Source organism: Bacillus cereus group sp. BfR-BA-01309 (genome assembly GCF_022664315.1).
Lineage (GTDB): Bacteria > Bacillota > Bacilli > Bacillales > Bacillaceae_G > Bacillus_A > Bacillus_A mobilis.
Window position 1 is genome coordinate 145,644 of sequence record NZ_JAKUHE010000010.1, and the last position, 24,287, is coordinate 169,930.

Genomic DNA, 24,287 nt, shown 5'->3' on the forward strand with positions numbered 1-24,287 from the left:
ATCTTATCGACTTTTCTCCATTATACAAAAGAATATATTACATATTAAAGAAAAATGCTAAAATTATTTACAATTCACATTGATTAAAACAAAGGGGATTTTAATATGCCTTATTTTTATGTCTTTTTACTATTACTAACGAGCTTATTATGGGGAGGAAATTTCGTCGTTGGAAAATCGCTCGTTGATCACGCGTCTCCGATGACACTTACAAGTTTAAGATGGATGATTGCGATTGTTTGTTTATTACCGATGGTTTGGTTTAAAGAAAAGAAAATCATTCCACCTCGTGCTGCAATACTTCCGTTAATACTTATGGGGATTTCAGGGGTCGCTCTTTTTAACATCTTTCAATTTCTAGCACTAGAAAAAACATCCGCAACAAATGTAGGGCTTATTTCTACATTAAATGCGATTTCCATTGCACTATTTTCAGTATTATTTCTAAAAGAAAAGGTAAATACACTTCAAATTCTATCCATGATTCTTTCATTCTTTGGGGTTATTCTTGTCCTATTAAAAGGTAACTTTGCACTTTTATTTTCACTACATTTTAATAGCGGCGATTTATGGATGCTTGCGGCTGTTTGTATTTGGGGCATGTATTCTGTTTGCAGTAAATGGGCAACAAAAACAACTACACCGCTCATGGCAACATTATACTCTGGTATTTTCGGTGTTATTTTATTACTGCCATTTAACATTGGGAGCTTCACTGTTACAAATATAAATACTTCCTTCATCACATCCCTTTTATATACAGGGCTTATTTCAACAGTTCTTTGTATGGTGTTTTGGAATATTGGCGTACAAAAATTAGGAGCTACGACATCCGGTATTTTTCTAAATTTCAATCCGATTTTCACAGCTATTTTAGCATTCCTTTTCCTCGGTGAAGAACTAACGTGGATACAAATTGTAGGGACAATGATCGTTGTAACGGGATGTTATTTATTTTCCCATTTCAAAACGGTTGCTGTTCAGCCAACTAGAGCTTTAATGCGGAAACATTCTTAACAAAAAAATGTCGCCACCAAAGTGGCGATATTTTTATTTACCTTTCATTTCTTTCACATACTGCTTTTCTTCTTCTGGCGATAAACGTTCTGTTGCCTTTCCAGTATCACCACCTTGAATTTCCCACAAAAAGTTATGCTCCTCGACCGTTTGTGAAAAATCCCCTTTCTCCCAGCGCTCTAAAGTGGCAAGTAGCTTTGATTTATATTTAAAATTTGTACTACTTTCTACCACCTTCTTGGCACTAACAATTTCCTTATTTGTCATTTCAATAAATCCCCATTTTTCAGAGGATTTCACTTTTTGATGTACCATCCTATGCATGGTAGAAATAATTTCATCCTCACTAAACTGTGGCTTCTCTTCCGCAACTTTCTTGTCCTGTTGGCTCATCACTTTTTGTGTTTTAAGACTCTTCTCCTCTTCCTCTATATAATTAAGCAGTTTAGTAACACCGAATACAGCTCCTATCGCAATTACAATCATTGTAATGGCCCCTATTATCCATTTTTTCATATTATGTACTCCCCATTCCCCTAATAATCACATAAACAAATGGAATCGCCTGCGCACAGCCGATTCCATTTTTTTCCTTATTTCATTTTAAACCTTCATCGCTTCTTGTACAATATAACTATCCACATATTGCTTGAATTTTATGATTTTTCCGTTTTCCAGCTGCCATACGTGAACAAAATCTGCTTCAAATAATTTTCCCGTTTCTTTATAAACTCCTGAATAAACACCTTCCGCAATAATTACATCTTTTGCGTTTACTTCATGGTACATATTTACACTCGCTTTATAATCATCCCATTCTGATCCTAATCGGCTAAATACATTTTCCATTATTGCTTCCAAACCTATATAAGTTCCCCCATACGGGAATCCTTCTGCCTCTGTCCATTCTACTTTTTCAGAGAGGGCTTCTGCTAAATGTTTTGCATTCGAAGAAGCCGATCCTTCATATGTACTTCGAATAATTTCTAAATTTGATTTAGGCATGTTACTTCCTCCCATTTTATTTATTTTTTGCACAAGATGTAACCAATATCATTACATCTTGCGCAAAAAAAATTTTAAATTGTTTTACTCTTAATCTACACGTTGTAATCATTATAGTTACAATGATGATTCAAGTCAACAATTTATAAATAAGTTTACTTCGTTTTCATTACTTTCTCTTTTAAGAAACGATCTATATATCCTTCTGCTTTTACAACAAATAAATACGCACCCATTGCTAGTAATGCAAGATCTAATTCATATCCTGGATTCTTTCCATCTCCTAATAAACCTGCTGCTCCATTTACCTTTACAATAGCTCCAGCTAAAATAAGTGCAAATAACAATCCTACATATTTTACGCCTAAACCGATAATTAATAAGATACCACCAACTAATTCCACAGTTGCCACGCCATACGCAAGACCACCCGGTAAGCCGATACTTGTAAACCATCCTGCTACGTTATCGATACCTGATTGAAACTTCGCTAAACCGTGCGCAAAGAATGTCACTCCTAACACGATACGAATAATTAAATTCCCAATATATTGGTTCATTTTGAACTCTCCTTTTTGTTTTGTTATGGTGAACTTTTATTTACAAGTCAAAACAATACGTTATTTCATTTCATTCGTCAAATACTTTTTTAAAGAAAACAAAAAACATTATCCCATTTACGGATAATGTTTTCTTACAAAATAGCGCTAATTCAGGCTTTTACTCTATCGCACAAAAAAAGTTGAAACATTTTTCCAGCACCAACATACGGCAATAAAGACAAGTCTTCTTCTACAACCATTCCAACAACATTCACTTTCTCATCTACAGGCAAATCCTGTACAACAACTTGCATCTCTCCAGCATATCTACCATACAATTCATTATCAATTGTAATGCTGCCTTTCTTTCTTACAATGGTAGGCATCGGCTGTACAATCACCTTGTTTTCTTCTCGTGATTCTACAGAGCGAATGACATCACGAGCTGGATCTAGTCTATTTGTGTGCACTTGTTCTACCATTTTTAATACTTCATTTTTCTCTATTAATGGCTCATACCGCAGCGGAATAATTCCTCTACTCGCACTTGCTATCTCTTGTACACTTTCTACACTTCCGCTTATATCCCCGATTAACACCTTATCGACACCACAATCTTGTACAAGTTCTAAGTACGCTTCAAGCAGGCGCATATTACGGTGCTTTTCTAACGTCGGTAAGCCTTCATATAGCGGACCACGTTTTTCACCGTCTCCCGGAATAAATGCCATCGTTTTTATTCCGCACTCATGTAAGTATTCATTTTGTTTTTGTAAGAATGATTTTGCTAGTCCTGTTTCTGGACGTGGATAAAAATTATGCCACGCTTCTACATTCTCTACCTTTATATTTTCTATGATTAACTCTTCCCAAAATGAATCTGTCATCGTACTCGCATTTAAAGCTACTTTCATTTTATGGGATACGCGTGCAATTTCTTTCGGCGCAATGCCATAGTCCATTCGTAAACCAGTAATGCCCCAGTTTACTAACTCCTCGACATTTTCGTACGTCATACCTAAATGGTGTAACGATTTCGGAGAAACATCAACCATTAATTCCATTTCATTTTCGAGAGCTTGCTTCCCAAGTATTTGAATTAACTCTTTATACGTATTTGGATCATCTTCAGGAATGTGCAATGATGTAAAAATAGATGTAAATCCGTTTTCCTTCGCTACTTTTAGCCACTCTTCTTGTTTCTTCACTCGTTCTTTTGCAAGGTAAATTGAAACTCCTATCATATGAATCTCCCTTTCTATGAATAGAAAAAGAGAAAGGAATCCCTTTCTCTATATGTTTTCTGCCATTTCTTCTTTGAATCCGAAGAAGTACGTAAAGATGAATCCGAACGTATATGCCACTACTAATCCAAGGAAATATAATAAATATTTATTATCAGCAATTAACGGAATTAAAGATAATCCTGATACGCCAATTCCAAGTGCCGCTGTTTTCATAACTGCTTGGAATGCACCGCCGACAGCTGCACCTAAACAAGCGGTAAGAAACGGTTTCCCAAGTGGTAATGTAACCCCGTATAATAACGGTTCGCCAATTCCTAAAAATCCAACTGGTAATGCACCTTTAATTACGTTACGAAGTCGTTTGTTTTTCGTTTTTACAAAAATCGCAATCGCTGCTCCTACTTGCCCAGCACCTGCCATTGCTAGTACTGGTAATAAAGGCGTTACGTGCGTTTGATTAATAAATTCCATATGAATTGGTGTTAAACCGTGATGTAATCCGACCATAACGAGCGGTAAAAATGTTCCTGCAAGCACTGCTCCCGCAAATGCACCGCCAATATTTAAAATACCGTTAATTCCGCTTGTAATTCCTTCAGATAAGAAACCTGCTATCGGCTGAATTGCTAACATCGTTACGATACTTACGACTAATACAGTAATGAGTGGTGTCACAATAATATCAACTGCATTTGGCACTGCTTTTCGAACTTGTCTTTCCACTACAACCATAAGCCACGCTGCAAAAATAACTGCAAACAATCCGCCCCGTCCGGGTACAAGCGCTTCACCGAATAATTTTACATTCGCCATCGCTGGGTTAAAAATTAATATACCAGCAATTGCCCCAAGAACTGGTGTCCCGCCAAATTCTTTCGCTGTATTCCAGCCGACTAAAATCCCTAAAAATGTAAAGATACCGCCGCCAATGAGTAGTAACATTTGTAGCCACGTTGCATTCGGATCAGCACCTGCGTTTTTCGCAAAGTTAGCAACCCCGTTTATAATACCTGACGCAACAAGACCTGGAATTAACGGAATGAAAATACTTCCTATTTTTCTTAAAAAGTTTTTCACTGGCGTATTATTTTTCTTCTTCCTCTCTGACTTCATCTCTTGCCCAAGATCTTCAAGGTGATGATCTGCCACCTCACCAATTCGCAGTCCCGTTAAACCTTCCATTTCAGCTGCTACTTTATTTACTGTCCCTGGCCCAACAACAACTTGAAGCGTCTCATCTTCAATAACGCCCATAACCCCTTCAACCTTTTTCAAAAGGTCCATATCCACTTTACTTTCATCATGAAGCGTTAATCGCAGTCTCGTCATACAATGAGCAATGCCACGAATATTCTTTACTCCCCCAAGTTGCTCTGAAATTTCTTTGGCCATTCTCTCTTCTTTCTTCATAATAGAATCCCCCTCCCTATTACTTTATAATGCCTTCTTCACAAACCCTTTCGCTTCTTTTAATTTTTCCAGTGCTTCCCCATACTCACACTGCAATAACAACATAACAATCGCAGCTTTCACATTACGTTCTGCTTTTTCATAATACTCCGCTGCTACTTCATAACTAACCCCTGTTGCTTCCACAATAATTCGTTTTGATCGTTCTACTAACTTTTCATTTGTGGATTGAACATCTACCATTAAGTTTTTATATATTTTCCCCACACCAATCATAGAAGCTGTTGAAATCATATTCAGCACTAATTTTTGCGCTGTGCCAGCCTTCAAACGTGTTGATCCTGTTAAAATTTCTGCGCCTGTTTCTACTTCCACATTTAGTTTTGCATATTTACTTATTTCAGCATTTTTATTACAGGAGATACTAGCTGTACTCGCTCCCACGCTATGTGCGTATTTCAAGCCGCCAATTACATAAGGAGTTCGACCACTTGCCGCAATTCCAATCACTGTATCTTTCTCATTTAATCCAATACTTTTTAAATCTTCTCCTGCTAACTCTTCGCGATCTTCGGCACCTTCCACCGCCTTAGTAAACGCTTTCAATCCACCTGCTATAAATCCTTGCACCATTTTATCATCTGTGCCAAATGTCGGCGGACATTCCACCGCATCCAAAATACCTAAACGGCCACTCGTACCAGCCCCAATGTAAATTAGTCGGCCCTCATCTTCAAAGGATTTAATAACAATCTGTACAACCTTTTCAATTTCTTCTATTTCATTTTCAACTGCTAATGCAACAGTTCGATCTTCTTCATTCATACTTTGCAACACTTCTTTTATGCTCATCTCATCTAAATTCATCGTCTTCTCATTCCGATGTTCTGTCGATAAATTTTCTAACATATTACCACCTGCCCTGAAATTTAATTTCATACTTTTATTATAACTTTAAGAAACTTAAAATCAATATCACTTTATTATTTTATGAAATTTTATTTCTTTTCATGACGAATTTATCCCACTTTAACTGGTAGTAAGACCCCCACCTCAAATTCAGCGAAAGCAAAAAAGATAGGTGGGGGATCAACTGCCTGTAAAAGTCCGATTGGTGAGGGCTAATAATAATTGGGGGATGAACAAAACCCCCAATTATTAAAGTTTCACTTTATGTCAGTATGCAAAAAAAGATGGGTTTCCCCATCTTTTCATTTTAACTTCCGTAACCGAAGAGCTTCTTCTCTTGTCTCCATAAATTGATCCAACACTTTATTACCAATACGATTAAACGTAATCACATATAAAGCATCAATCATATTGAGTTGTGTCATTCTCGAAGCAATACTTGCAATACGATGATCTTGTTCTACATCTGGCATACAAAGACGAATATCCGCCTCTTTATATAACGGTGAGGATTGATCGAGCTTCGTAATCGCAATAACAGTTGCGCCCTGTCTCTTCGCATATTGCGCCATTTCAAGTACATCTTTCGTACGACCAGATGTTGAAATCGCCACAAATATATCGCCTTCTTTTAAATTCGTCACAAGCGGCAACATCATATGAAAATCTGATAGCATCATCGCTGTAAATCCGAGCCTTGTAAATTTATAAGCCCCGTCCATCGCCGGAGTAGCTGATCCACCTACTCCGTAAAAGATAATTTTATCCGCATTTACAATAATGTCCGCTGCTTTCTCAAGTTCCTTCTTATCTATAGCCGTCACGCTCGCCTCAATTGCAGCTTTATTCACATATGTAACTTTATTAAACAAATCGTACGGTCCATCTTCCGTATTCATCACTGAAAAATCGTTAATATTATAATCAGCAATCGTTAATTCACGAACGAGCGCGATTTTAAATGCTTTAAAGCTTCCGATTCCAATCGATTTACAAAAGCGAACAACACTCGCCTCACTTGCGCCTGCATTCGTTGACACTTCTTTCGTCGTTAAATTCGGAACAATTTCTGCATTCCCCATTATGTACATGGCAACCTTCTTTTCAGCTGGTGAAAATTGATCCATATTACTTTCAATTTTAAATAGTAACGTTGAAGCTTTCACTATTTAACCTCCACTTCTTACGGTTGCTTATATTCTTTAATCTCATTTGTATCATATAAATAAAAACCATCATTACCAGGTGGATGGTGAACAATTACAGTTCGATCCCCTTTTTTATATGACGTTATTTCACCTTCAGATCGCTGTTTTTCCCATCCACGTATCCAAATTGCAAAGTCAGATACAAAAGCAGTGTACTTATAGTCTTTCGGATTTTCGTCTTCTACGTAGGAAGAAAAAATAGAAACTGGAAAGTCTTTCACTTTTGACTCTTTCCATGCAGTAAACGGTATACATAGTGCAATAAGTGTGATTACACCGATAACCTTTCCCTTCGTAATCTTCACACATTTTCTCCCCTCGACTTATGATATACGTAGATTTTACCATAATTACAACCTATTCACGCTATATGCCTATCGCTTTTTCCAATAAAAAAAGAGCTTACCTACATCAGATAAGCCCTTCCTCTCTATACAAAATACTTCTTCAAAAGCGGTGGTGTAATAATCGTTGTTAATATAACAACAATAACAATCGCTGTGAAATTTTCTTTCGCCAATAAATTCGCTGTAAGTCCATTCGCTGCAATGATAAGCGCTACTTCACCACGTGATACCATTCCCGCACCGATACTAATTGAAGATTGAAGGTTGAATCCTGTTAATCTTGCTCCTAAACCTGATCCGATTAACTTTGTAAAAATCGCGATAAGCGTCATGATGATAATGAACCAAAGCTGACTTCCAATTCCTTGAAATGTAATTTCCATTCCGATACTTACGAAGAACACTGGCACAAATATCGCATACGCAATCGGTTCAATTTTATGTTCTACTTCGTGCTTATACTCTGTTTGAGAAATGGCAATTCCGGCTGCAAATGCTCCGATAATACCTGCAATCCCCATCATTTCACTGTAATACGAAAAAGAGAAACAAATAATAAGAGCTGCACTAATTAATGCCTCAGTTACACGAAGCGGTACAAGCATTTTCATAATCCATGGAACAACTTTCCATGCGATAAAAACAATGCTGACAAAGAAAATAATTTTCTTTACGATAACAAGTGTTATATTCACATCTTGCGTTCCTAAAAAACTCATAACAAACGCTAATAAAATAACGACGATGACATCATCAAAGACAGCAGCACCTAAAATCGTTGTACTTTCTCTCGTATTCATTTTCCCTAAATCTCTTAGCGTTTGCACCGTAATACTAACTGACGTTGCGCAAAGTAATAAACCTAAGAAAATTGCATGAGATTGTATTAATCCAAACAGCAACCCTGTTACATAACCACCGATGAAAGGAAAAATAATTCCACCAGCCGCTACTGCAAATGATGATTTCAAATTCCGATTTAACTCTTCTAAATCTGTTTCAAGCCCTGCCATAAACATAAGCAGTAAAACACCAATCTCACTCAGTTCATCGATCAATTCAGAACTATTAATAATACCAAGTACAGCCGGACCGATAATAATACCGACAAGCAATTTACCAAGTACAGAAGGCTGGCCGAGTCTTACGCTAATATCGCCAGCTAATTTCGTACAAAGTAAAATGACAACAAGTTCAAAATAAAATAACATAGCATCTGCTCCTACTTTAACTTTAATGAGTGGGTCATTAACCCTCGTCCATTCCTGCCAGTAGTTTCCCCTATTTATTCGCATTTTATTTGTCATATTTTTATTTGACAAAATATTCTGAATTATAATAAAATTAATCCAGAATTTTTAAAAAACTACATACCATAACTGTACCTCCATTTACCTACATACTCTTTTCTAGTGGGCTCATACTATATTCGCAGTTATGGAAATGAAAAAACGGGGGGAGAGTCCAAAGTGAAGTCATTATTACGAAAAAAACCGCTTAGTACTGAATCACCACGGCAGCTAGATAGAACATTAACGGCACTCGATTTAACATTTTTAGGAATTGGCGCCGTAATTGGAACAGGGATTTTTGTATTAACAGGTATTGTCGCAGCGAAACATTCTGGTCCTGGTATTATGCTATCATTCCTTATTGCTGCATTTACTTGTGCATGCGTAGCCTTTTGTTATGCCGAATTTGCTTCTTCGATTCCTGTCTCAGGAAGTGTATATACTTACGCATACATGACAGTCGGAGAAGTCGTCGCCTTTATCGTTGGCTGGTGTTTAATGCTCGAATATTTACTTGCAGTCGCTGCAGTCGCTGTCGGTTGGTCTGGTTATTTACAATCTTTACTACAAGGATTTAACATCCATCTGCCCGCCATAATAGCCTCGGCCCCTGGCGTAGGAAAAGGCGGTCTTATCGATTTACCAGCTGTTTGTATTTTACTACTCATTACGGGACTTTTAAGTTTCGGTATACGCGAAAGCGCACGCATTAATAACATTATGGTTCTTATCAAGTTAGCTGTCATTATCGCCTTTATCGTAGCAGGCGCAAAATATGTAAAACCTGAAAATTGGACACCGTTCATTCCGTTCGGATACGACGGTATTATTACTGGGGCTGCCACTGTGTTCTTCGCCTTCTTAGGCTTTGATGCAATCGCAACCGCTGCAGAAGAAACGAAAAAACCACAGCGCGATTTACCAATTGGCATTATCGGTTCCCTTCTTATTTGTACTGTTTTATACATGATTGTATCTTTCGTTTTAACAGGTATGGTTCCATATACACAATTAGATGTTTCTGATCCAGTTGCGTTTGCCTTACATTTCGTTGGCGAAGATACAATTGCAGGACTACTCGCTGTTGGAGCGATGACTGGAATGACAACCGTCCTCTTAGTCGTTATGTACGGACAAGTTCGCGTTTCTTATGCGATGAGCCGAGACGGACTACTTCCAAAAGCGCTAGCACGTGTAAATAAAAGAGTAAAAGTCCCTTTATTAAACACATGGATCACTGGTGTTGTTGCCGCTTTACTAGCAGGACTTTTAGACTTACATTTACTAGCGAATTTAGTAAACATCGGTACGTTAACAGCCTTTACATTCGTTTGCTGCGCGGTACTTATTTTACGAAAAACACACCCTGACTTAAAACGAGGATTCCGTGCACCTTTCGTACCTGTATTACCAGTTGTCGCGATTCTTTGCTGTTTATATTTAATGATTAATTTGTCTAAAACGACATGGATTAGCTTTATAGCTTGGCTTATAGTCGGCTTATGCTTCTATTTCTTCTACTCTAGAAAGCATAGTCATTTAGCTACTGAAAACACAGACGATACAAAGAAAAAAGCATAACAAAATAGCTCGCCGATAAAACGGCGAGCTATCTTTCGATATTCGTATGTTTTTTCGTTAACGATTGTAAAATGAAACATATGCCGATGCAAGCTGTAAACGATGCCCAATTTCCTATTGGTGTAGAATATGTAAAAACGCCAATACCTACAAGCAATAAAAAAATAATCACCTGATATATAAGCTTCCACTTTTGCATATGTTCCCCCCTTTACTTCGTTCCCTTCTTTTTCTTCTTCCATGCATTTAAACTATCAAAAAAGAAATTAATAAATAACGTGCCTAAACCCGCTAATAAAAACGTCATTAAAAATAAAACCCATATACTTTTCTCTTTTAAGAAATAATATCCTACAAGGAGCACAACCGCAATCCATACATATTCAAGAATTCTTTTTAGCTTTTTCTCTTCCAAATTATTCGCTCCTTCATTCTATACTACTTTTAGTATAACAAAAAAGAAGCCTATCATGATAAGCTTCTTTTCTTCTCTCTTATTTGTTTATGCTTTTTTCAACGAGTGAAATCGCGTATTCCATCGTACGATTCATCGTTTCTACTTGTGCATCTTTTACTGTCGCATCTTTTAACACAGATTCTGCCACTGTAATTTTTTGACTCAATGATTTCACTGAACCGTCCGTTACATTTGCAGCTTGCGCTTTTTTCACTAACGCTTTTGCAGATTCAATATTGATTTGTAATTTTTCTTTCTGTGTTTTCGGTTGTTCTTCTGCCACTTTTGATTGTACAAATGTTACATTAGCTGTTTTTAATTCGTTATACGTTTGAACGATTTGCTCTCCAGTACTTCCTACATTTTCAAATACTTGCTTTGCATTATTATAGCTTTTCTCTAATTCTTGAAATGCTTCCTTTGAGTATTGACCTGGCTTATCACCAAACTCATACGTTCCAACTAACATTTCTTTTACTTTCCCAAGCTCTTCATATAACGCGTTTACCTCCTCTAACTTTGTGCGGTTAGAAAATTCATTATATGCTGCTAATACTTCTGAAGAACTTAACGCTTTACTATATAATTTCGCAAGCGCAATTTGTCCATTTAACGGAATACCACCATTTCCGTTACTATCTGGATCTGCACCAAGTGCAAATGGTACGTTCGGGTGATATACTTTCCCTGTAGCTGGTTGGCTATTTACTTTTTTACCATCTACGTAAATAGCTACTTCACTTCCATTATACGTTCCAGTTAAATGGTACGTTTTATTTGCCGCTAATTGAACGCCAACACGCTTATAGCTACCGCCAATATGAGCCCATAATTCAACATATCCACTTCCTGTAGATTCAAAACCAATTCCGCCGCTCTCTGTATTTTGTAAAATACCTTGCCCGCGGAGTTCATTCATTGAAAATACAGTTTCTAACGTAAACGTATTTGCTACTTTCTCTTTTTGTGCTGCTGAAAACGGAAGATATCCAAATGTATTTGCTTTTCCGTTTAGCTTCATAACATTCTTTTTCAATGCTTTATCATATTCAATAGTCACATTGCCCTTAACATCACCTTTTGTACCAAATGATGAATTGTCTTTAAATGTACCATCTGCAAAGCTCACATCAAAAACATCCGCCTTTGGTACTTTCACATTCGGGTCAATATTATCTTTTTTCGTAGTAATTTCTGCCGTTAACGGTTGTACACTTTCATTGCCGAATGAATCAATCGCAACGACTTCTAGTGTATATGTTTTCCCGCCATCTAGTCCTGCAAGTGTAAATGTCAGTTCTTTCGGCACTGGATCACGATAAAACTCTGAGAATGCTAACAATTTATTCTTTATTTCTCCCGTTTGCTTATCTCTAGCTTGTACACGGTAAGAATGAACAAGAAGGTTGTCCAATGCTTGCATGAATGTTACTGTTGCTGCATTTTCAGTTACATTTGATACTGATAACTTTGCATCTTTTGCAAAATACGGCTTTTCTTTATCACGATCTTCTACATGTGTAAAAGTTTCTTTCTTTGATGGCAACTGAATTTTCCACGGTTCACCTGTCCAAGAATTCGTATGGAAATCACGGCGATTAATCGTTACTTCTTTATCATCTACTTCTACTAATAAACCTTGGCTTAATGTACTAGCTCCTGACGGGATATTTCCTTGTACTTTACCACCTTCAACCTCCATATAACTTACTGAAGATGTGCCAACTGATGTAAAGTCTTTTTGGTGAATCGATCTTGGATCATCTAGCGGATAGTGTGAATGGCCGGAAAACGTAATAACTTGTGGGTATTGTTTTAATATCTCATTAATTTTCGCACTATCTTTTGTTCCCCATTCTTGGCTACCGTATACTGTATCTTTAATATGCTGATGTAAAAATACGAAAATAGGTTTTTCCGGATCATCTTTTTGCGCCTTTGCCATCTCTTCTTTTAACCAATTAATTTGCTTGTCCGAATAATATCCATGAGTTGTTCCATCCTCTGGAGACATAACAAGGAAATGATAACCTTTTACCACATTATGATAATAAATTGATTTCATTCCTGTTTTTTCTAAGAAACGCTTCTGTGCTCCTTCTACAGATAAACCATTCCAATAATCATGATTACCAAGAGAGTTCATTCGTACCGCATCTTTATTTGCATTTTCATTATATACTTGCATGAAACGATCGTATTGTTGTACCGATCCTGAATCAGTAAAATCTCCCACAATTACGAACGCATCTTGCTTTGGTGCAAGTGTATTAAACTGTTCAATCGCTCTTTTCCAGCGAAACGTATCATCCGTTCCACTATTTTTAATATGTACATCACTTACAACTGGAAAAACTATCTTCTTTTCACTTGGTGCCTTTTCTTGCTTCTTCTCTTCCGCTTTGACTGATGTACTCCACGGAAATGATACGAATGCTAATACAAAAACCATTAATAATCCAATAAGACCTTTTACTTTTCGTAAAGCTGTTCTGTCCACGTGAATCCTCCTCATAATAATTGATTCATTACAAGGGCTATTTTATCTAAAACATATTAATTTCGTTTAAATAACAAATGAATTTTATTAGATTTTTGTAAATATACAGTTAATTAGAAGTTAAGTCCAACATTCCTCGTACTATTGTATACAACCACCTTTTGTCTAAAAGAGTCTGATCATTCTTTTCCTATGGCTATTCACATATAATCTTTTCTATAACACTAATGATAATTTAAGGTTTAAGCCTATTAGACAATCTTAATTTTTAACATTTCCTTCTTTTTTTAACACATCGGCCATGCTTCTACATTTAATAATAGTAAAAGACAACTTAAAAGGAGGGGTTGTATTGAAGAACAAAAAAAATATTGGCTGTTTCGCTCCTTTATCTATCATTTGTCCAGACCCTTGTCCACCGCCCCCTCCTCCAAATCCAAGTTGTGAGCGAGTAACTAATGAATTTGCAGGGAATTTCCTCATAACGAATAACACCATCCCCTCTGTCAAAGATGCATCACAATCAATGATACTATGGCAAAGTGATGGGATACTACTTATATCAGGTAATGTCTCAGTTTACAATAGTACTAGCAGCACAGAAGCAATTACAATTCAAATTGTTGGAGCAGTAACTAATGTTTTCACTGTGTTTCCTGGTAATACAATATCGTACACGGGAAAAGATTTAGAGTCAGTCAGGGTTATCAATATACAAAGTAATCCTTCACTATATTTAGAAGGTAAGTACTGTTGCCAATTTACATGTTGCTTATAGAATACCAATTTCATTACTTCCTTAATAAAAAAAGCATACCATTTACGGTATGCTTTTTTATGAAATTGGATAACGTACAGTAATACAAAACTCTCCTTGATTAACAGTTGTTCCTGTCGTAGTAATTCGGACAGTCGTAAAATATCGTACAGTGAAAGTACCACTACTTTGTGGTTGTACAGTAATTGTATCAACTACTGTAGCACCTACTAAAAAATCAACTGTAATCGGCGCTGCCCCTACATCATATTTCACGTAACCTGAACCATATACTTCTTGTGTAATATTATTCGTATATACAATTTGAGTACCAGCACCTGTAATAGACCAGTCTGTACATACTTGATCTTGCACAAGTGTTTTATTAGAACAACAAGACAAACCGGAACTTCTCATTCCCATTTTGATCCTCTCCTATTCTGCTATGAAAGTGGATAACGTGTTGTAATACAAAATTCTCCTTGATACGTTCCAGCAGGTGTTGCAGGTAACACAACTTGTATACTATCAAAGCGACGATACGTGAAAGCAATACTCGTTCCTGGGTTTAATGTTTGTGTATCAATTGTAGCCCCAGCAGAATCAAGCGCTTCTACAGTAATTGGACCTGGACCAACATCATATTTAACAAAACCAGTACCAACTACATTTTGGTTAATATTATTTGTATAAAGAACATTATCAATTGCTGTTGCAACTACAGTAGCAGACCATGGACTACACACTTTATCTTGCACATAATTTTTATCTGGACAACACGTTAATGCCGCCCCTGAGCATTCACAAGACATAGAAGTTTCCCCTCTCTCTTACTTATTCCTTATATGTGTATGTCCCTCAGAGTCTTTTGCCTGTACTATTCATCTATTTTCAAAAAATATGCAAATTCCAGTACCAATGACTAGATAGATTCCGTTCTTTTTCTTTTTTTCATAAATTTATAGATTAAAATACCACCTACAACAATAACTACGACTAGTAATATCGGTAGCATATATTGCCCAACAACATCCGCCGCTTTTGCCCAATGCGGACCTAATTTCATTCCAAAATAAATATACAAAGTCGTTAACGGAAACATTGCTACAAATGTATATATACTAAATTTCCATATATTCATTTTCGCCATACCACATGGAACAGAGATAAGCGTTCGAACTCCCGGTACAAAGCGTCCAACAAATGCTACAACTGGTCCATATTTCTCAAAGAAATCGTCTGCTTTTTGAATTTGTTCTTCTTTAATAAAGAAGTATTTTCCGTATTTTATTAATAGAGGACGACCACCGTAATAACCGAGTGCGTATAACGTTAACGGCCCTGTCGTTCCCCCTAGTGTCCCAGCTAATACAGCTAGCCAAAAATTCATATCTCCCTCGTATACCCAATATCCAACCATAGGCAAAACGACTTCTGCTGGAATAAATTCAAACGTTAAAGCCAGTACAACTCCAAAATAAGAAAACTGCTTTAAAAACTCGATTATATCTAAAATAATTTGCTCCATATTTTTAACTCCTATCCAATATTTACATTATGCTTTTCTTGCAATTGCACTGGCGCCATTTTTTACAATTCGGTTCAAAATGAATAACACAATTCCAATATCATCTAAAATACCGATAAATGGTAAGAAGTCTGGAATTAAATCGAGCGGCATCGCTACATAACCAACTAAAAAAGCAATGGATAAAATTTTCTTCTTTATTGAAACCTCTTTTGAAGTAAAAAAGTCAAATAGAAATGGGACAAAACGACGAACATGAAATACAACTCTTAATCTACTAATAAGTTTTTTCATTTTTATTTCTCCTCTCTTTGTATACAAAAAGGACCCTACCAAACATGGTAAGGGTCCTAAAAAAGACAATAAGGGGCCTTTACCATTGCTGGTAAAGGTCTCACTAACAACGAAACGTTGCCAATAAAGCCGAGGGTTTCTCCCTGTAATGACGACTTTACTGTAATAAGTTACTCCCCTTTATATACACAATTTTATACAATCACATTAAAATATTTGCCTAAGCTTGTCAATATTTTTTTCATTCGACATCCAAATTATTACATTAAAAAAGGCTCTCTTCCCTGTTCTCTACGGAAAGGAATTGGAGTATATAACCATCTGGATCATGAAATATTATTTTGACTTCTTCACCATGCCGCTCTTCTACAAATGATATTTGATAAAACACTAACTTCTTCTTTAACCGCTCGATATTTGTAGTTTTTAACAACAGTTCTTTCACTGATGAGATAACGGTCTCTCTATGTTCTCCCAGTCCCCTATTTACCACAAAACAAATTCTTGTTGAACCGATATCATACCACACACCTGTTACACGTATTTGTGGCCTCTCCTTGCTCGGTTTAAACCCTAGAATTCCTTCATAAAAATATAATGTTTCCTTTAAGTTTTTAGATTCTAATACAATACATGTCGTTACACTTTCCATCCGCACTCCCCCTGCCCCTTTTAGTTTTCTATATGAGTCATAATTTGCAATTATGTACGAATACAATACGTAGTGATGAATATTTCATTTATAAAGGAGGCGTGTAACATGGATGAATTTATGAGATCCTACATACCTTTCCATGGCCCAAACGATCCTTGCCCTCCAATCGGAAAGAAATATTACTCAACTCCCCCACACCTATTTATGGGCTTTCAACCACCTAACCTACCCCAATTCCCACCAAAAGAAGCCTTACGAAAAGGAACTCTGTGGCCTGCTTTTTATGATTTTTATGAAAACCCTCACAAAAAAGGACGGTGAATAAAAACGTGACACAGATATTACCTGATGAATATTACAAATGGATTGAAGAACTACAAGAACTAGACTTTGTATTAGTTGAACTTACCCTCTATTTAGATACGCACCCAAACGATACTGCAGCTATAAATCAATTCAACGATTTCTCCTATAAACGAAGAGTATTACAACAAAAAATCGAAGAAAGATATGGGCCACTTCAGCAGTTTGGAAATAGTTACTCTAACGCTCCATGGGAATGGAGCAAAGGACCGTGGCCCTGGCAAATATAAAGGAGAGAGATTATGTGGATTTATGAAAAGAAATTACAATATCCAGTTAAAGTAAGTACTTGTAATCCAGCGCTCGCCAAACTATTAGTGGAACAGTATGGCGGTGCGGACGGCGAACTGGCTGCTGCTCTTCGCTACTTAAATCAACGCTATACAATTCCTGACAAAGTCGTTGGCTTACTAACCGACATTGGGACAGAAGAATTCGCACATTTAGAGATGATTGCGACAATGATTTATAAATTAACAAAAGATGCAACACCAGCGCAAATGAAAGCTGCTGGATTAGACGCACAGTACGCTAATCATGATAGTGCTTTGTTTTATCATAATGCTGGTGGCGTCCCTTTTACTGCTACTTATATTCAAGCAAAAGGAGACCCTATTGCAGATTTATATGAAGATATTGCTGCTGAAGAAAAGGCAAGAGCAACTTATCAATGGCTCATTGATTTATCTGACGACCCTGACATAAATGACAGCTTACGCTTTTTACGCGAACGAGAAATTGTCCATTCACAACGTTTCCGAGAAGCGGTTGAAATTTTAAAAGAAGAACGCGATCGAAAAATTTATTTTTAATACACGTATCCTAGCGATATGTGTTTTTTTTACGTTCAAAGTTAAATCCTTCCTATTAAAGATATAAATAGTATATTTATTCGATTTAATGCATTATTTTTTAATATTTTCAAAATTCCCTATTGCTTTCTAGTCATCAGACCTTTAAAATAGTAACAGTTACTCGACAAATTATTTGAATTTTCGACAAAAACACTCATTAGGAGGATTTTCTTTATATGCGTACAACTTTAAAACCAGCGCAAATACTTTCGATTAGTTTATTACTATTCGCAGTTTTCTTCGGTGCTGGTAATATGATTTTCCCGCCCCTTCTCGGTCTTTCTTCCGGAGAAAATATGTGGATTTCCATTACAGGATTTATTATTACAGACGTCGGTTTATCTTTACTAGCTATCGTCGCTGTTGCCCTTGCCGGTGGTAGTTTTAACACTTTAGCAAGCCGTGTTCATCCAAAATTCGCAGCAATATTCGCTATCATTATTTATCTTTCAATCGGCCCACTATTTGTTATTCCACGAACTGGATCTGTATCTTACGAAATTGGGATTGCACCACTTTTCCCGGACCAATGGTACTCTATGTTAATCTTTAGTGCGATTTTCTTTACAGTCGTCTACTTCTTATCATTAAATCCATCAAAATTAGTAGATCATATCGGAAAAATATTAACGCCAATTTTACTTGGAATTATTGCAATTATGGCAACAAAAGCGATTCTTTCACCAGGAACGTTTGCAGAACCTGTTGGTGACTATAAAGAAATTCCATTTTTCAAAGGATTTCTTGAAGGATTTTTAACGTTAGATGCAATTGGAGCACTTGTATTATCAACAATTGTTGTAAATGCAATTCGCCAAAACGGTATACAAGAGAAGAAATTGATTGCGAAATATACAATTATTTGCGGGAGCATTGCAGCTCTATTCTTAACAATTGTTTATTTCTTACTCGGTTATATCGGCGCTTCAAACGGAAACTTGGGACAATTCGAGAACGGTGGTCAACTATTAGCTACTGTTATGTACCAATTCTTTGGGACAAGCGGTAATGTTTTATTAAGTATCGCCATTATTTTCGCTTGTTTAACGACAGCAATTGGTGTTGTAAGTGCGTTCGCCAACTATTTCGCAACAGTACTAACAAACGTTTCATATAAGAAGCTCGTACTATACGTTTGTATCTTTAGCTTCGTGATTTCAAACTTAGGATTAAGCTTGCTAATAAAAATTACATTACCTGTATTAATTATTCTGTATCCAATTACAATCATTTTAATTTTCGTATCATTTATTGATAAATATACGAAACGTAAACCTTCTGTCTATATCGGAGCAATGATCGCAGCATTCATTATTAGCTGTATTCACGCACTTGATAATGTGGAAATGATACCAAACTTTATCGCTAATATCGTACACACCATTCCTTTTTACAACTTAGGAATCGGTTGGATTATTCCAGCAATCATCGGTGGTATAATCGGATACTATATTCCGCAAACAGAAGCTGAAGGTGAAGTTTCTACAAAATAAAGAAAAGAAGCAAGCATGAACTCCATGCTTACTTCTTTTTATTTTCTATCGCTAAACACAGTATTTGTGTACGAACGAACCGTTAACATATAGTAACCAAAGTATATGATGATATACACCCCTATACTACCTAGTAAAGGAAGACTATATTCAAACATACCTGTAAAGCCCATCAAGCTTAAAAATGCAAAGAATGTATGACATATTGCTAGCAGTAATGGTACTACGAATATCGCCCCTACTTGCTTTCTTACAGACTCTGTTGCTTCCCTTTTCGTTAGTCCAATTTTCTTTAACATTCCGTACGCTGGTCGCTCTGCCATCGCTTCTGTTATTTGTTTAAAGTATAAAATACAACCCGTTGCCAAAATAAAGACCATCCCTAAAAATACACTAGCAAATAATAACACTGCACCATCTTGCAATTCAGATTGACTCGCCTCTTCAAATGATTGGAATTTCTCTTCTTTAGGAATGATTGTCCCTAGCTCTTTCGTTAGCTCTCTATTACCGTTTCCTTCAACGATAAATCCGCTAACTGTTGAAACAGCATGCCCTTTCTGCAACTTATTAAATAACGAATCTTGAACAACAAGTCCAACTGGTGCAAGTTTCGCACTCACAATTGTTTCTTCACGATGCTCAGCAATTGTTATATCATTATTCATCCCTTCAAAGGACACATTATTTCCTTCAAGTGAATTCTTTTCTATGTTATACGATTTATACGGATCTAATAAAACAACTTCCTTTTCAGAACTGAGAATAACTTGTTTCTTGCCTAACATAGAAGCTACTTTATTATAATCTGTCACTTTTATCATTTGCACATTGCCATTACCTATTAAATACCCAGTTAATATTTGTTCTCCATCTATCTTCCCTTGCATAGAGAGCATCGCTACAGACGTTTCATTTTTAATTGCTAGCTCATGTTTTTGAATTTCTTCTCTAACTTTCTTATCTAATCCTTTTCCAGTTGTTACATATTCGTAACTAAATGGATTCATTAATGCCGCTGTCTTCTGCGCCCCATAATACATACTAGAACTCATACCAATTGTACATAGTGTCACCGCACTTAATAAAGATAATAGCGCCAGCATCTTTACGTTCCCTTTTATTCTGAAGAACAGTGAAGAAATGGATAAAATGTTCGTTCCATTCCAATATTTCGTTTTATCTCCCTTTATTTTATGGAGTGATTTCACTGTATATTGCTCAAATAGTAAAAACGTACCTTTTACAATACAAACAAAAATAAGTAGACCTGTAATAAAAATGGCTCCGAACCCAAAGATTTGTGTAAGTAGCGCAATGATATAACCTGTAATTAATAAAACAATTGCTCGCTTTGCCTTCTTACTTGAATACGTTGGTGCCTCTTCTTTCTGATTTTCACCATATAGTAATTCAACTAAGCGATACTCATAAATTAACTTTTTACTTTTCCATGATGCAATAAAGAAAATTGCGCCTATCGTTATAAGCACTTCTACTATAGATACAAATGAAATCGCAAATGTAAAAGTAAACGCACTTCCCATTAGCTTTACGAGAAGCCCCGCGCACATATTCGCTATAAATAAACCAGCAAGAATACCTAACACACTTGCCGCAGCACCAACTAATAACGTTTCATAAAAGAGTAACTTCGCAATTTCTTCTTTACGGATACCTAATAAACTGTATAGCGCAATTTCTTTTTTCTTCTTTCGCAAAAAGAAGCTATTACAATAAAAAACAAATATCGTTAAAAAGATAATCAACAATATTTGTGCAAACGTAAATGTCGTTTCCACTTTATCCGACTCTTTTAAAAGAGCTACTACACTTTCATTTCGTTTAATCGATACGAATGTAAAATAAATAATAATGCTGCCTACTAATGAAATAAAGTATAGAAAATAATCTTTCATATTTCGTTTTATACTACGTTTTGATACTTCTAAAAAATCCATCGTACACCTTCACCCGCTCTCGCATTTCTCTATACATGAAGTGTATACGAAATTGTATTTCTCCCCTATCGATTTTCATTACATCTCTCTTACGATATTGTAATATAACAAAATAAAAGAACCTAGTTTCCTAGGCTCTTCACATCGTATGTTTAAAAGTGAATAACTCTTCTTTTGACTGCACCGCAGATTGTTCCTCTTCTACAACGTCCTTCTTTATCTCTCCTCCTAACCTTACTTTCATCATCGCCTCTTCTATACTTTTTACAATCATATTTCCTGAAAAAATAGTAAGTCCAAAAAATGTAATGGGAACGAGCGGAATCCACGGATTCACTGTTAATGATCTAAAATAGACTCCAATTAAACCTGACCATTCATGTGTATAAGATTCCACCTCTTTTATAGATCCACCAAACGTAACAGTTCCACCAAAGAACACTTCAAGTAATCCTAAGTGGAGTAAAATAGTAAGAGTCTGCGTAAACTGTTGAAAAAATACAAGTATAAACGTCATATAAAGATGCGGAAAAATATGTTTTATAACAATATGCCTTCTCGATCCACCTAATATGTACGCAGCTTCAATAAATTCTTCGGTTCTCAACTTACGGACTTCCTTCGCAACATACAGTGCAATAACTGGCATCACAAGCATTACAAGTAATAAAACTTGAAACGAAGCCCTTTCAAAAAAGGTTGTTGTTTCCTCTCCACTCCCAAATGCATTTGCAGATTGAAGAAAAAAATATGCAATCATAACTGTTGGAATAACTGTAAAACTATCAAAAAAAGCCTCGATTTTTGAAAAACCTCTTTTTACATATGTTCCGAGGACGACACCGAAAAACACACCCATTACCATTCTAAGTGCCGCAATTAAAATAGATATACCAATCGTCCACTTCGCACCTTCAATGACTAAATGTAACAAGTCGTATCCTTTCCGGTCTGTCCCAAGTAAAAATTGGAATGAAGGTGAAAACGGTGGTACTTGTGGATTTTCATCTGCATCATATTGCAATGTAACTTGTCTAATATGTCCATCATTCCATATCGTATTTCCGATGCTCAAAAGAACTAATATGAGAAGAAACCCAATGCTTATCCAAAATCTTTTATCGCGTTTTATATACGTCCACATATTATAGTCTCTCCTTCATCGCAGCTGGAATGAAATAATGAAACAATTTAAACAAAATAAAAATCGGAATATAAATAAGTAGCACACTAACGATGAAAACTTCCACCCTAATACCCACATACGATTTCAAAAACATAAAAATACCACTCGTATTAAAAATCCATTCTATAATATATAAATTAGATAACATAAAAAAGATATTCGTTTTCGCAAAGAAAAGTGTACTAAGCAACACATTTCGTAAAACATGACGATTTAAAATATGAAAACGATTCAGTCCTTTCGCCTTAGCAAATAGTACATAATCTTTTTCTAGCTCATTTTCAAAACGAAGCACTAACATTTTTACAAACAAAATCGTAGTCGGTATACTCAAACAAAATATTGGCAATCCTCTAATCGACTCGCCTCCAATTGACGCAATTTGAAAAGGTAAAAAACCTGTTTGTTTAAAAAACCATACAACTAAAATTTGTGATACTAAAATAAGAAGAATGTCTGGAATAGATTCTAGGAAGATGAGAAATGATTTAATGCGATGTTGTATACGCGGTGAACTACTCATAATGACATAAACAATACAAAATGCTACAAATAATGAAATGAAAAAAGCCGCCAAAAAAATCACGATCGTTTCTTTATAATGGACGAACAACTGCGGAAATAAAAATTTACCTCTCACATATTGCAAATTGGAAATATCCATTAAGTTCACAAACACTTCTTTTAAACTCTGTATGTACTCTGATGCATGCAGCTCAAATCCGTAAAACAATTTCGGCAATGCCCCTAAACAAATAATACCCAAAATCGAAATAATAAATTGAACCGTCACTTCCATCCCATTCAGAAAAACTTTTTTGACCACGTTTTCCCTTCTCTCTTTATATAATTTACCCTCTAATTTTATTCTTAATTTTCTGAATTGTAAATATTTATACAAAAAAACCACTAGGTTATGATCCTAGTGATTCTTTATGCGCATGCCCTTCTCTTTTCGCAAATGGCATATACAAAATAAAACATCCAATAAGCGCAGCTATTTCTAATGAAATAATATAGTAAGGGTGCGGCCCTAACATATCAAGTAATGAAGCAGTTTCTGGCTTACGAGCTAAAAACATATAATTGCCACCTGTTTTGTAGTTCACAAAAGAAACGATTGGAATTATTATGTTTAAAAATATCATCGTACGCTTAATTGATTGCAAGGTCGGTCTATATCCTTCTACCCACGTCATAAAGAGTGGTGCCCAAATGAGTAATACATGTGCAGCGAAGAATTCTATAAAGCGAAAATGCGGAAAAGCATATTGCACGTTCGGCGTTAAAATAGCTTGTGATGCACCGATAATTCCTGTAAAAAATACAATCTCATATATGCGGTAACTTTTCGTTATAATCATTATCGATGCTAACAATAAACTAATCGTACATAACTCAAATGGTAATGAAGTGCCTAGTTCAAAAATCCCCGCTTTCCATTCCCACATATGGAGCCCAATTTCACTCCCAATAAATAAAAATGCAATCGCATATCGAACCGTTATATTCCACTCACTTTGACGTAATACATCTTGGTATTGATACAGAAAAAATATCCCCACCAACATAATAAATAATATAAGGACGTGTTGCCTTGAGTATGGAATAAATGGTTTTAATGGATGCGCACTAAAATAAGCTTCCATCTTGCCTCCTCCTCTCCTTCATACAATATTAT

The 24,287-nt window shown here is 36.0% G+C and carries 28 protein-coding genes and 1 pseudogene; 7 read left to right on the top strand and 22 right to left on the bottom strand.

Annotation, left to right across the window (positions count from 1 at the left end; all coding sequences use genetic code 11):
* Positions 1–105 precede the first annotated feature (105 nt).
* Positions 106–1,017 (top strand): DMT family transporter, encoded by a 912-nt coding sequence (locus MR115_RS19645; protein ID WP_071722630.1) that lies wholly within the window; start codon positions 106–108, stop codon positions 1,015–1,017.
* A gap of 33 nt (positions 1,018–1,050) precedes the next feature.
* Here MR115_RS19645 and MR115_RS19650 read toward each other — a convergent pair whose 3' ends face one another.
* The 9 genes from MR115_RS19650 to MR115_RS19690 form a co-directional block, all read right to left on the bottom strand.
* On the bottom strand, positions 1,051–1,533 hold the full coding sequence (locus MR115_RS19650; protein ID WP_242242448.1) for a PRK06770 family protein: 483 nt from the start codon (positions 1,531–1,533) through the stop codon (positions 1,051–1,053).
* Between the two features lie 87 nt (positions 1,534–1,620).
* Complete coding sequence (locus MR115_RS19655) at positions 1,621–2,022, bottom strand: nuclear transport factor 2 family protein (RefSeq protein ID WP_242242449.1); 402 nt, start codon at positions 2,020–2,022, stop codon at positions 1,621–1,623.
* 155 nt (positions 2,023–2,177) lie between these two features.
* The gene (locus MR115_RS19660; RefSeq protein WP_063263500.1) at positions 2,178–2,582 is read right to left on the bottom strand and encodes a DoxX family protein; all 405 of its coding nucleotides are present in this window, start codon (positions 2,580–2,582) and stop codon (positions 2,178–2,180) included.
* Between the two features lie 152 nt (positions 2,583–2,734).
* Positions 2,735–3,808 (bottom strand): DUF871 domain-containing protein, encoded by a 1,074-nt coding sequence (locus MR115_RS19665; RefSeq protein WP_242242451.1) that lies wholly within the window; start codon positions 3,806–3,808, stop codon positions 2,735–2,737.
* 48 nt (positions 3,809–3,856) lie between these two features.
* The gene (locus tag MR115_RS19670; protein ID WP_242242452.1) at positions 3,857–5,221 is read right to left on the bottom strand and encodes a PTS transporter subunit EIIC; all 1,365 of its coding nucleotides are present in this window, start codon (positions 5,219–5,221) and stop codon (positions 3,857–3,859) included.
* Positions 5,222–5,245: 24 nt separating this feature from the next.
* Positions 5,246–6,130, bottom strand: a complete 885-nt coding sequence (murQ, locus tag MR115_RS19675; RefSeq protein WP_242242454.1) for an N-acetylmuramic acid 6-phosphate etherase — start codon at positions 6,128–6,130, stop codon at positions 5,246–5,248.
* Positions 6,131–6,432: 302 nt separating this feature from the next.
* Positions 6,433–7,296: a MurR/RpiR family transcriptional regulator gene (locus tag MR115_RS19680; protein WP_098373926.1), complete on the bottom strand. Its 864-nt coding sequence runs from the start codon at positions 7,294–7,296 to the stop codon at positions 6,433–6,435.
* A 17-nt stretch (positions 7,297–7,313) separates the two neighbouring features.
* A complete protein-coding gene (locus MR115_RS19685) occupies positions 7,314–7,643 on the bottom strand; it encodes an outer surface protein (protein ID WP_242242455.1) in 330 nt (109 codons plus the stop codon).
* A gap of 125 nt (positions 7,644–7,768) precedes the next feature.
* Positions 7,769–8,992, bottom strand: a complete 1,224-nt coding sequence (locus MR115_RS19690) for a cation:proton antiporter (RefSeq protein WP_242242457.1) — start codon at positions 8,990–8,992, stop codon at positions 7,769–7,771.
* Between the two features lie 162 nt (positions 8,993–9,154).
* On the opposite strand from MR115_RS19690, the gene MR115_RS19695 reads away from it, so the two are divergent.
* Complete coding sequence (locus MR115_RS19695) at positions 9,155–10,558, top strand: branched-chain amino acid transporter BcaP (protein ID WP_242242461.1); 1,404 nt, start codon at positions 9,155–9,157, stop codon at positions 10,556–10,558.
* Positions 10,559–10,586: 28 nt separating this feature from the next.
* Here MR115_RS19695 and MR115_RS19700 read toward each other — a convergent pair whose 3' ends face one another.
* The 4 genes from MR115_RS19700 to MR115_RS30085 form a co-directional block, all read right to left on the bottom strand.
* A complete protein-coding gene (locus MR115_RS19700; RefSeq protein ID WP_242242462.1) occupies positions 10,587–10,757 on the bottom strand; it encodes a hypothetical protein in 171 nt (56 codons plus the stop codon).
* Positions 10,758–10,769: 12 nt separating this feature from the next.
* Positions 10,770–10,973 carry a hypothetical protein gene (locus tag MR115_RS19705; protein WP_000391504.1) on the bottom strand — a complete coding sequence of 68 codons (204 nt, stop codon included), beginning with the start codon at positions 10,971–10,973 and terminating at the stop codon, positions 10,770–10,772.
* 79 nt (positions 10,974–11,052) lie between these two features.
* Positions 11,053–13,515, bottom strand: a complete 2,463-nt coding sequence (locus MR115_RS19710; RefSeq protein ID WP_242242464.1) for a LamG-like jellyroll fold domain-containing protein — start codon at positions 13,513–13,515, stop codon at positions 11,053–11,055.
* A gap of 261 nt (positions 13,516–13,776) precedes the next feature.
* Complete coding sequence (locus MR115_RS30085; RefSeq protein WP_308443125.1) at positions 13,777–14,025, bottom strand: hypothetical protein; 249 nt, start codon at positions 14,023–14,025, stop codon at positions 13,777–13,779.
* Here MR115_RS30085 and MR115_RS19720 point away from each other — a divergent pair.
* The gene (locus MR115_RS19720) at positions 13,913–14,293 is read left to right on the top strand and encodes an S-Ena type endospore appendage (RefSeq protein ID WP_242242550.1); all 381 of its coding nucleotides are present in this window, start codon (positions 13,913–13,915) and stop codon (positions 14,291–14,293) included. The two genes, MR115_RS30085 and MR115_RS19720, sit on opposite strands and share 113 nt — an antisense overlap.
* A gap of 57 nt (positions 14,294–14,350) precedes the next feature.
* On the opposite strand, the gene MR115_RS19725 is transcribed toward MR115_RS19720, so the two are convergent.
* The 5 genes and pseudogenes from MR115_RS19725 to MR115_RS19745 all read right to left on the bottom strand — a co-directional run bounded on the left by MR115_RS19725 (position 14,351) and on the right by MR115_RS19745 (position 16,746).
* A complete protein-coding gene (locus tag MR115_RS19725) occupies positions 14,351–14,695 on the bottom strand; it encodes a DUF3992 domain-containing protein (RefSeq protein ID WP_000525802.1) in 345 nt (114 codons plus the stop codon).
* Between the two features lie 20 nt (positions 14,696–14,715).
* Positions 14,716–15,084 carry a DUF3992 domain-containing protein gene (locus MR115_RS19730; protein WP_088062054.1) on the bottom strand — a complete coding sequence of 123 codons (369 nt, stop codon included), beginning with the start codon at positions 15,082–15,084 and terminating at the stop codon, positions 14,716–14,718.
* A 110-nt stretch (positions 15,085–15,194) separates the two neighbouring features.
* Entirely contained in the window at positions 15,195–15,800 is a 606-nt protein-coding gene (locus MR115_RS19735) for a DedA family protein (RefSeq protein ID WP_242242467.1), read from the bottom strand.
* 11 nt (positions 15,801–15,811) lie between these two features.
* Positions 15,812–16,094: pseudogene (locus MR115_RS19740) on the bottom strand (YkvA family protein).
* 265 nt (positions 16,095–16,359) lie between these two features.
* On the bottom strand, positions 16,360–16,746 hold the full coding sequence (locus MR115_RS19745) for a VOC family protein (RefSeq protein ID WP_242242469.1): 387 nt from the start codon (positions 16,744–16,746) through the stop codon (positions 16,360–16,362).
* Positions 16,747–16,854: 108 nt separating this feature from the next.
* Here MR115_RS19745 and MR115_RS19750 point away from each other — a divergent pair, with 108 nt between their 5' ends.
* The 4 genes from MR115_RS19750 (at position 16,855) to brnQ2 (ending at position 19,459) form a co-directional block, all read left to right on the top strand.
* The gene (locus tag MR115_RS19750) at positions 16,855–17,070 is read left to right on the top strand and encodes a spore coat associated protein CotJA (protein ID WP_242242471.1); all 216 of its coding nucleotides are present in this window, start codon (positions 16,855–16,857) and stop codon (positions 17,068–17,070) included.
* 8 nt (positions 17,071–17,078) lie between these two features.
* Positions 17,079–17,342, top strand: a complete 264-nt coding sequence (locus MR115_RS19755) for a spore coat protein CotJB (protein ID WP_242242473.1) — start codon at positions 17,079–17,081, stop codon at positions 17,340–17,342.
* A 12-nt stretch (positions 17,343–17,354) separates the two neighbouring features.
* A complete protein-coding gene (cotJC, locus tag MR115_RS19760) occupies positions 17,355–17,924 on the top strand; it encodes a spore coat protein CotJC (RefSeq protein WP_061677842.1) in 570 nt (189 codons plus the stop codon).
* Between the two features lie 218 nt (positions 17,925–18,142).
* Positions 18,143–19,459, top strand: a complete 1,317-nt coding sequence (brnQ2, locus tag MR115_RS19765; RefSeq protein WP_242242475.1) for a branched-chain amino acid transport system II carrier protein BrnQ2 — start codon at positions 18,143–18,145, stop codon at positions 19,457–19,459.
* Positions 19,460–19,497: 38 nt separating this feature from the next.
* On the opposite strand, the gene MR115_RS19770 is transcribed toward brnQ2, so the two are convergent.
* The 4 genes from MR115_RS19770 to MR115_RS19785 all read right to left on the bottom strand — a co-directional run bounded on the left by MR115_RS19770 (position 19,498) and on the right by MR115_RS19785 (position 24,255).
* Positions 19,498–21,420, bottom strand: coding sequence for an FtsX-like permease family protein (locus tag MR115_RS19770; protein WP_242242477.1), 1,923 nt, complete (start codon positions 21,418–21,420; stop codon positions 19,498–19,500).
* 139 nt (positions 21,421–21,559) lie between these two features.
* Positions 21,560–22,564, bottom strand: coding sequence for an ABC transporter permease (locus MR115_RS19775; protein ID WP_242242478.1), 1,005 nt, complete (start codon positions 22,562–22,564; stop codon positions 21,560–21,562).
* Position 22,565: 1 nt separating this feature from the next.
* Complete coding sequence (locus MR115_RS19780) at positions 22,566–23,432, bottom strand: ABC transporter permease subunit (RefSeq protein WP_242242479.1); 867 nt, start codon at positions 23,430–23,432, stop codon at positions 22,566–22,568.
* A gap of 88 nt (positions 23,433–23,520) precedes the next feature.
* On the bottom strand, positions 23,521–24,255 hold the full coding sequence (locus MR115_RS19785; RefSeq protein ID WP_071722599.1) for a YwaF family protein: 735 nt from the start codon (positions 24,253–24,255) through the stop codon (positions 23,521–23,523).
* Positions 24,256–24,287: the final 32 nt, after the last annotated feature.

Coding starts and splice junctions, on each gene's coding strand:
- MR115_RS19645 (WP_071722630.1), top strand. CDS start 106: ATGCCTTATTTTTATGTCTTTTTACTATTACTAACGAGCTTATTATGG.
- MR115_RS19650 (WP_242242448.1), bottom strand. CDS start 1,533: ATGAAAAAATGGATAATAGGGGCCATTACAATGATTGTAATTGCGATA.
- MR115_RS19655 (WP_242242449.1), bottom strand. CDS start 2,022: ATGCCTAAATCAAATTTAGAAATTATTCGAAGTACATATGAAGGATCG.
- MR115_RS19660 (WP_063263500.1), bottom strand. CDS start 2,582: ATGAACCAATATATTGGGAATTTAATTATTCGTATCGTGTTAGGAGTG.
- MR115_RS19665 (WP_242242451.1), bottom strand. CDS start 3,808: ATGATAGGAGTTTCAATTTACCTTGCAAAAGAACGAGTGAAGAAACAA.
- MR115_RS19670 (WP_242242452.1), bottom strand. CDS start 5,221: ATGAAGAAAGAAGAGAGAATGGCCAAAGAAATTTCAGAGCAACTTGGG.
- murQ (WP_242242454.1), bottom strand. CDS start 6,130: ATGTTAGAAAATTTATCGACAGAACATCGGAATGAGAAGACGATGAAT.
- MR115_RS19690 (WP_242242457.1), bottom strand. CDS start 8,992: ATGACAAATAAAATGCGAATAAATAGGGGAAACTACTGGCAGGAATGG.
- MR115_RS19700 (WP_242242462.1), bottom strand. CDS start 10,757: ATGCAAAAGTGGAAGCTTATATATCAGGTGATTATTTTTTTATTGCTT.
- MR115_RS19725 (WP_000525802.1), bottom strand. CDS start 14,695: ATGGGAATGAGAAGTTCCGGTTTGTCTTGTTGTTCTAATAAAACACTT.
- MR115_RS19730 (WP_088062054.1), bottom strand. CDS start 15,084: ATGTCTTGTGAATGCTCAGGGGCGGCATTAACGTGTTGTCCAGATAAA.
- MR115_RS19735 (WP_242242467.1), bottom strand. CDS start 15,800: ATGGAGCAAATTATTTTAGATATAATCGAGTTTTTAAAGCAGTTTTCT.
- MR115_RS19745 (WP_242242469.1), bottom strand. CDS start 16,746: ATGGAAAGTGTAACGACATGTATTGTATTAGAATCTAAAAACTTAAAG.
- MR115_RS19750 (WP_242242471.1), top strand. CDS start 16,855: ATGGATGAATTTATGAGATCCTACATACCTTTCCATGGCCCAAACGAT.
- cotJC (WP_061677842.1), top strand. CDS start 17,355: ATGTGGATTTATGAAAAGAAATTACAATATCCAGTTAAAGTAAGTACT.
- brnQ2 (WP_242242475.1), top strand. CDS start 18,143: ATGCGTACAACTTTAAAACCAGCGCAAATACTTTCGATTAGTTTATTA.
- MR115_RS19770 (WP_242242477.1), bottom strand. CDS start 21,420: ATGGATTTTTTAGAAGTATCAAAACGTAGTATAAAACGAAATATGAAA.
- MR115_RS19775 (WP_242242478.1), bottom strand. CDS start 22,564: ATGTGGACGTATATAAAACGCGATAAAAGATTTTGGATAAGCATTGGG.
- MR115_RS19785 (WP_071722599.1), bottom strand. CDS start 24,255: ATGGAAGCTTATTTTAGTGCGCATCCATTAAAACCATTTATTCCATAC.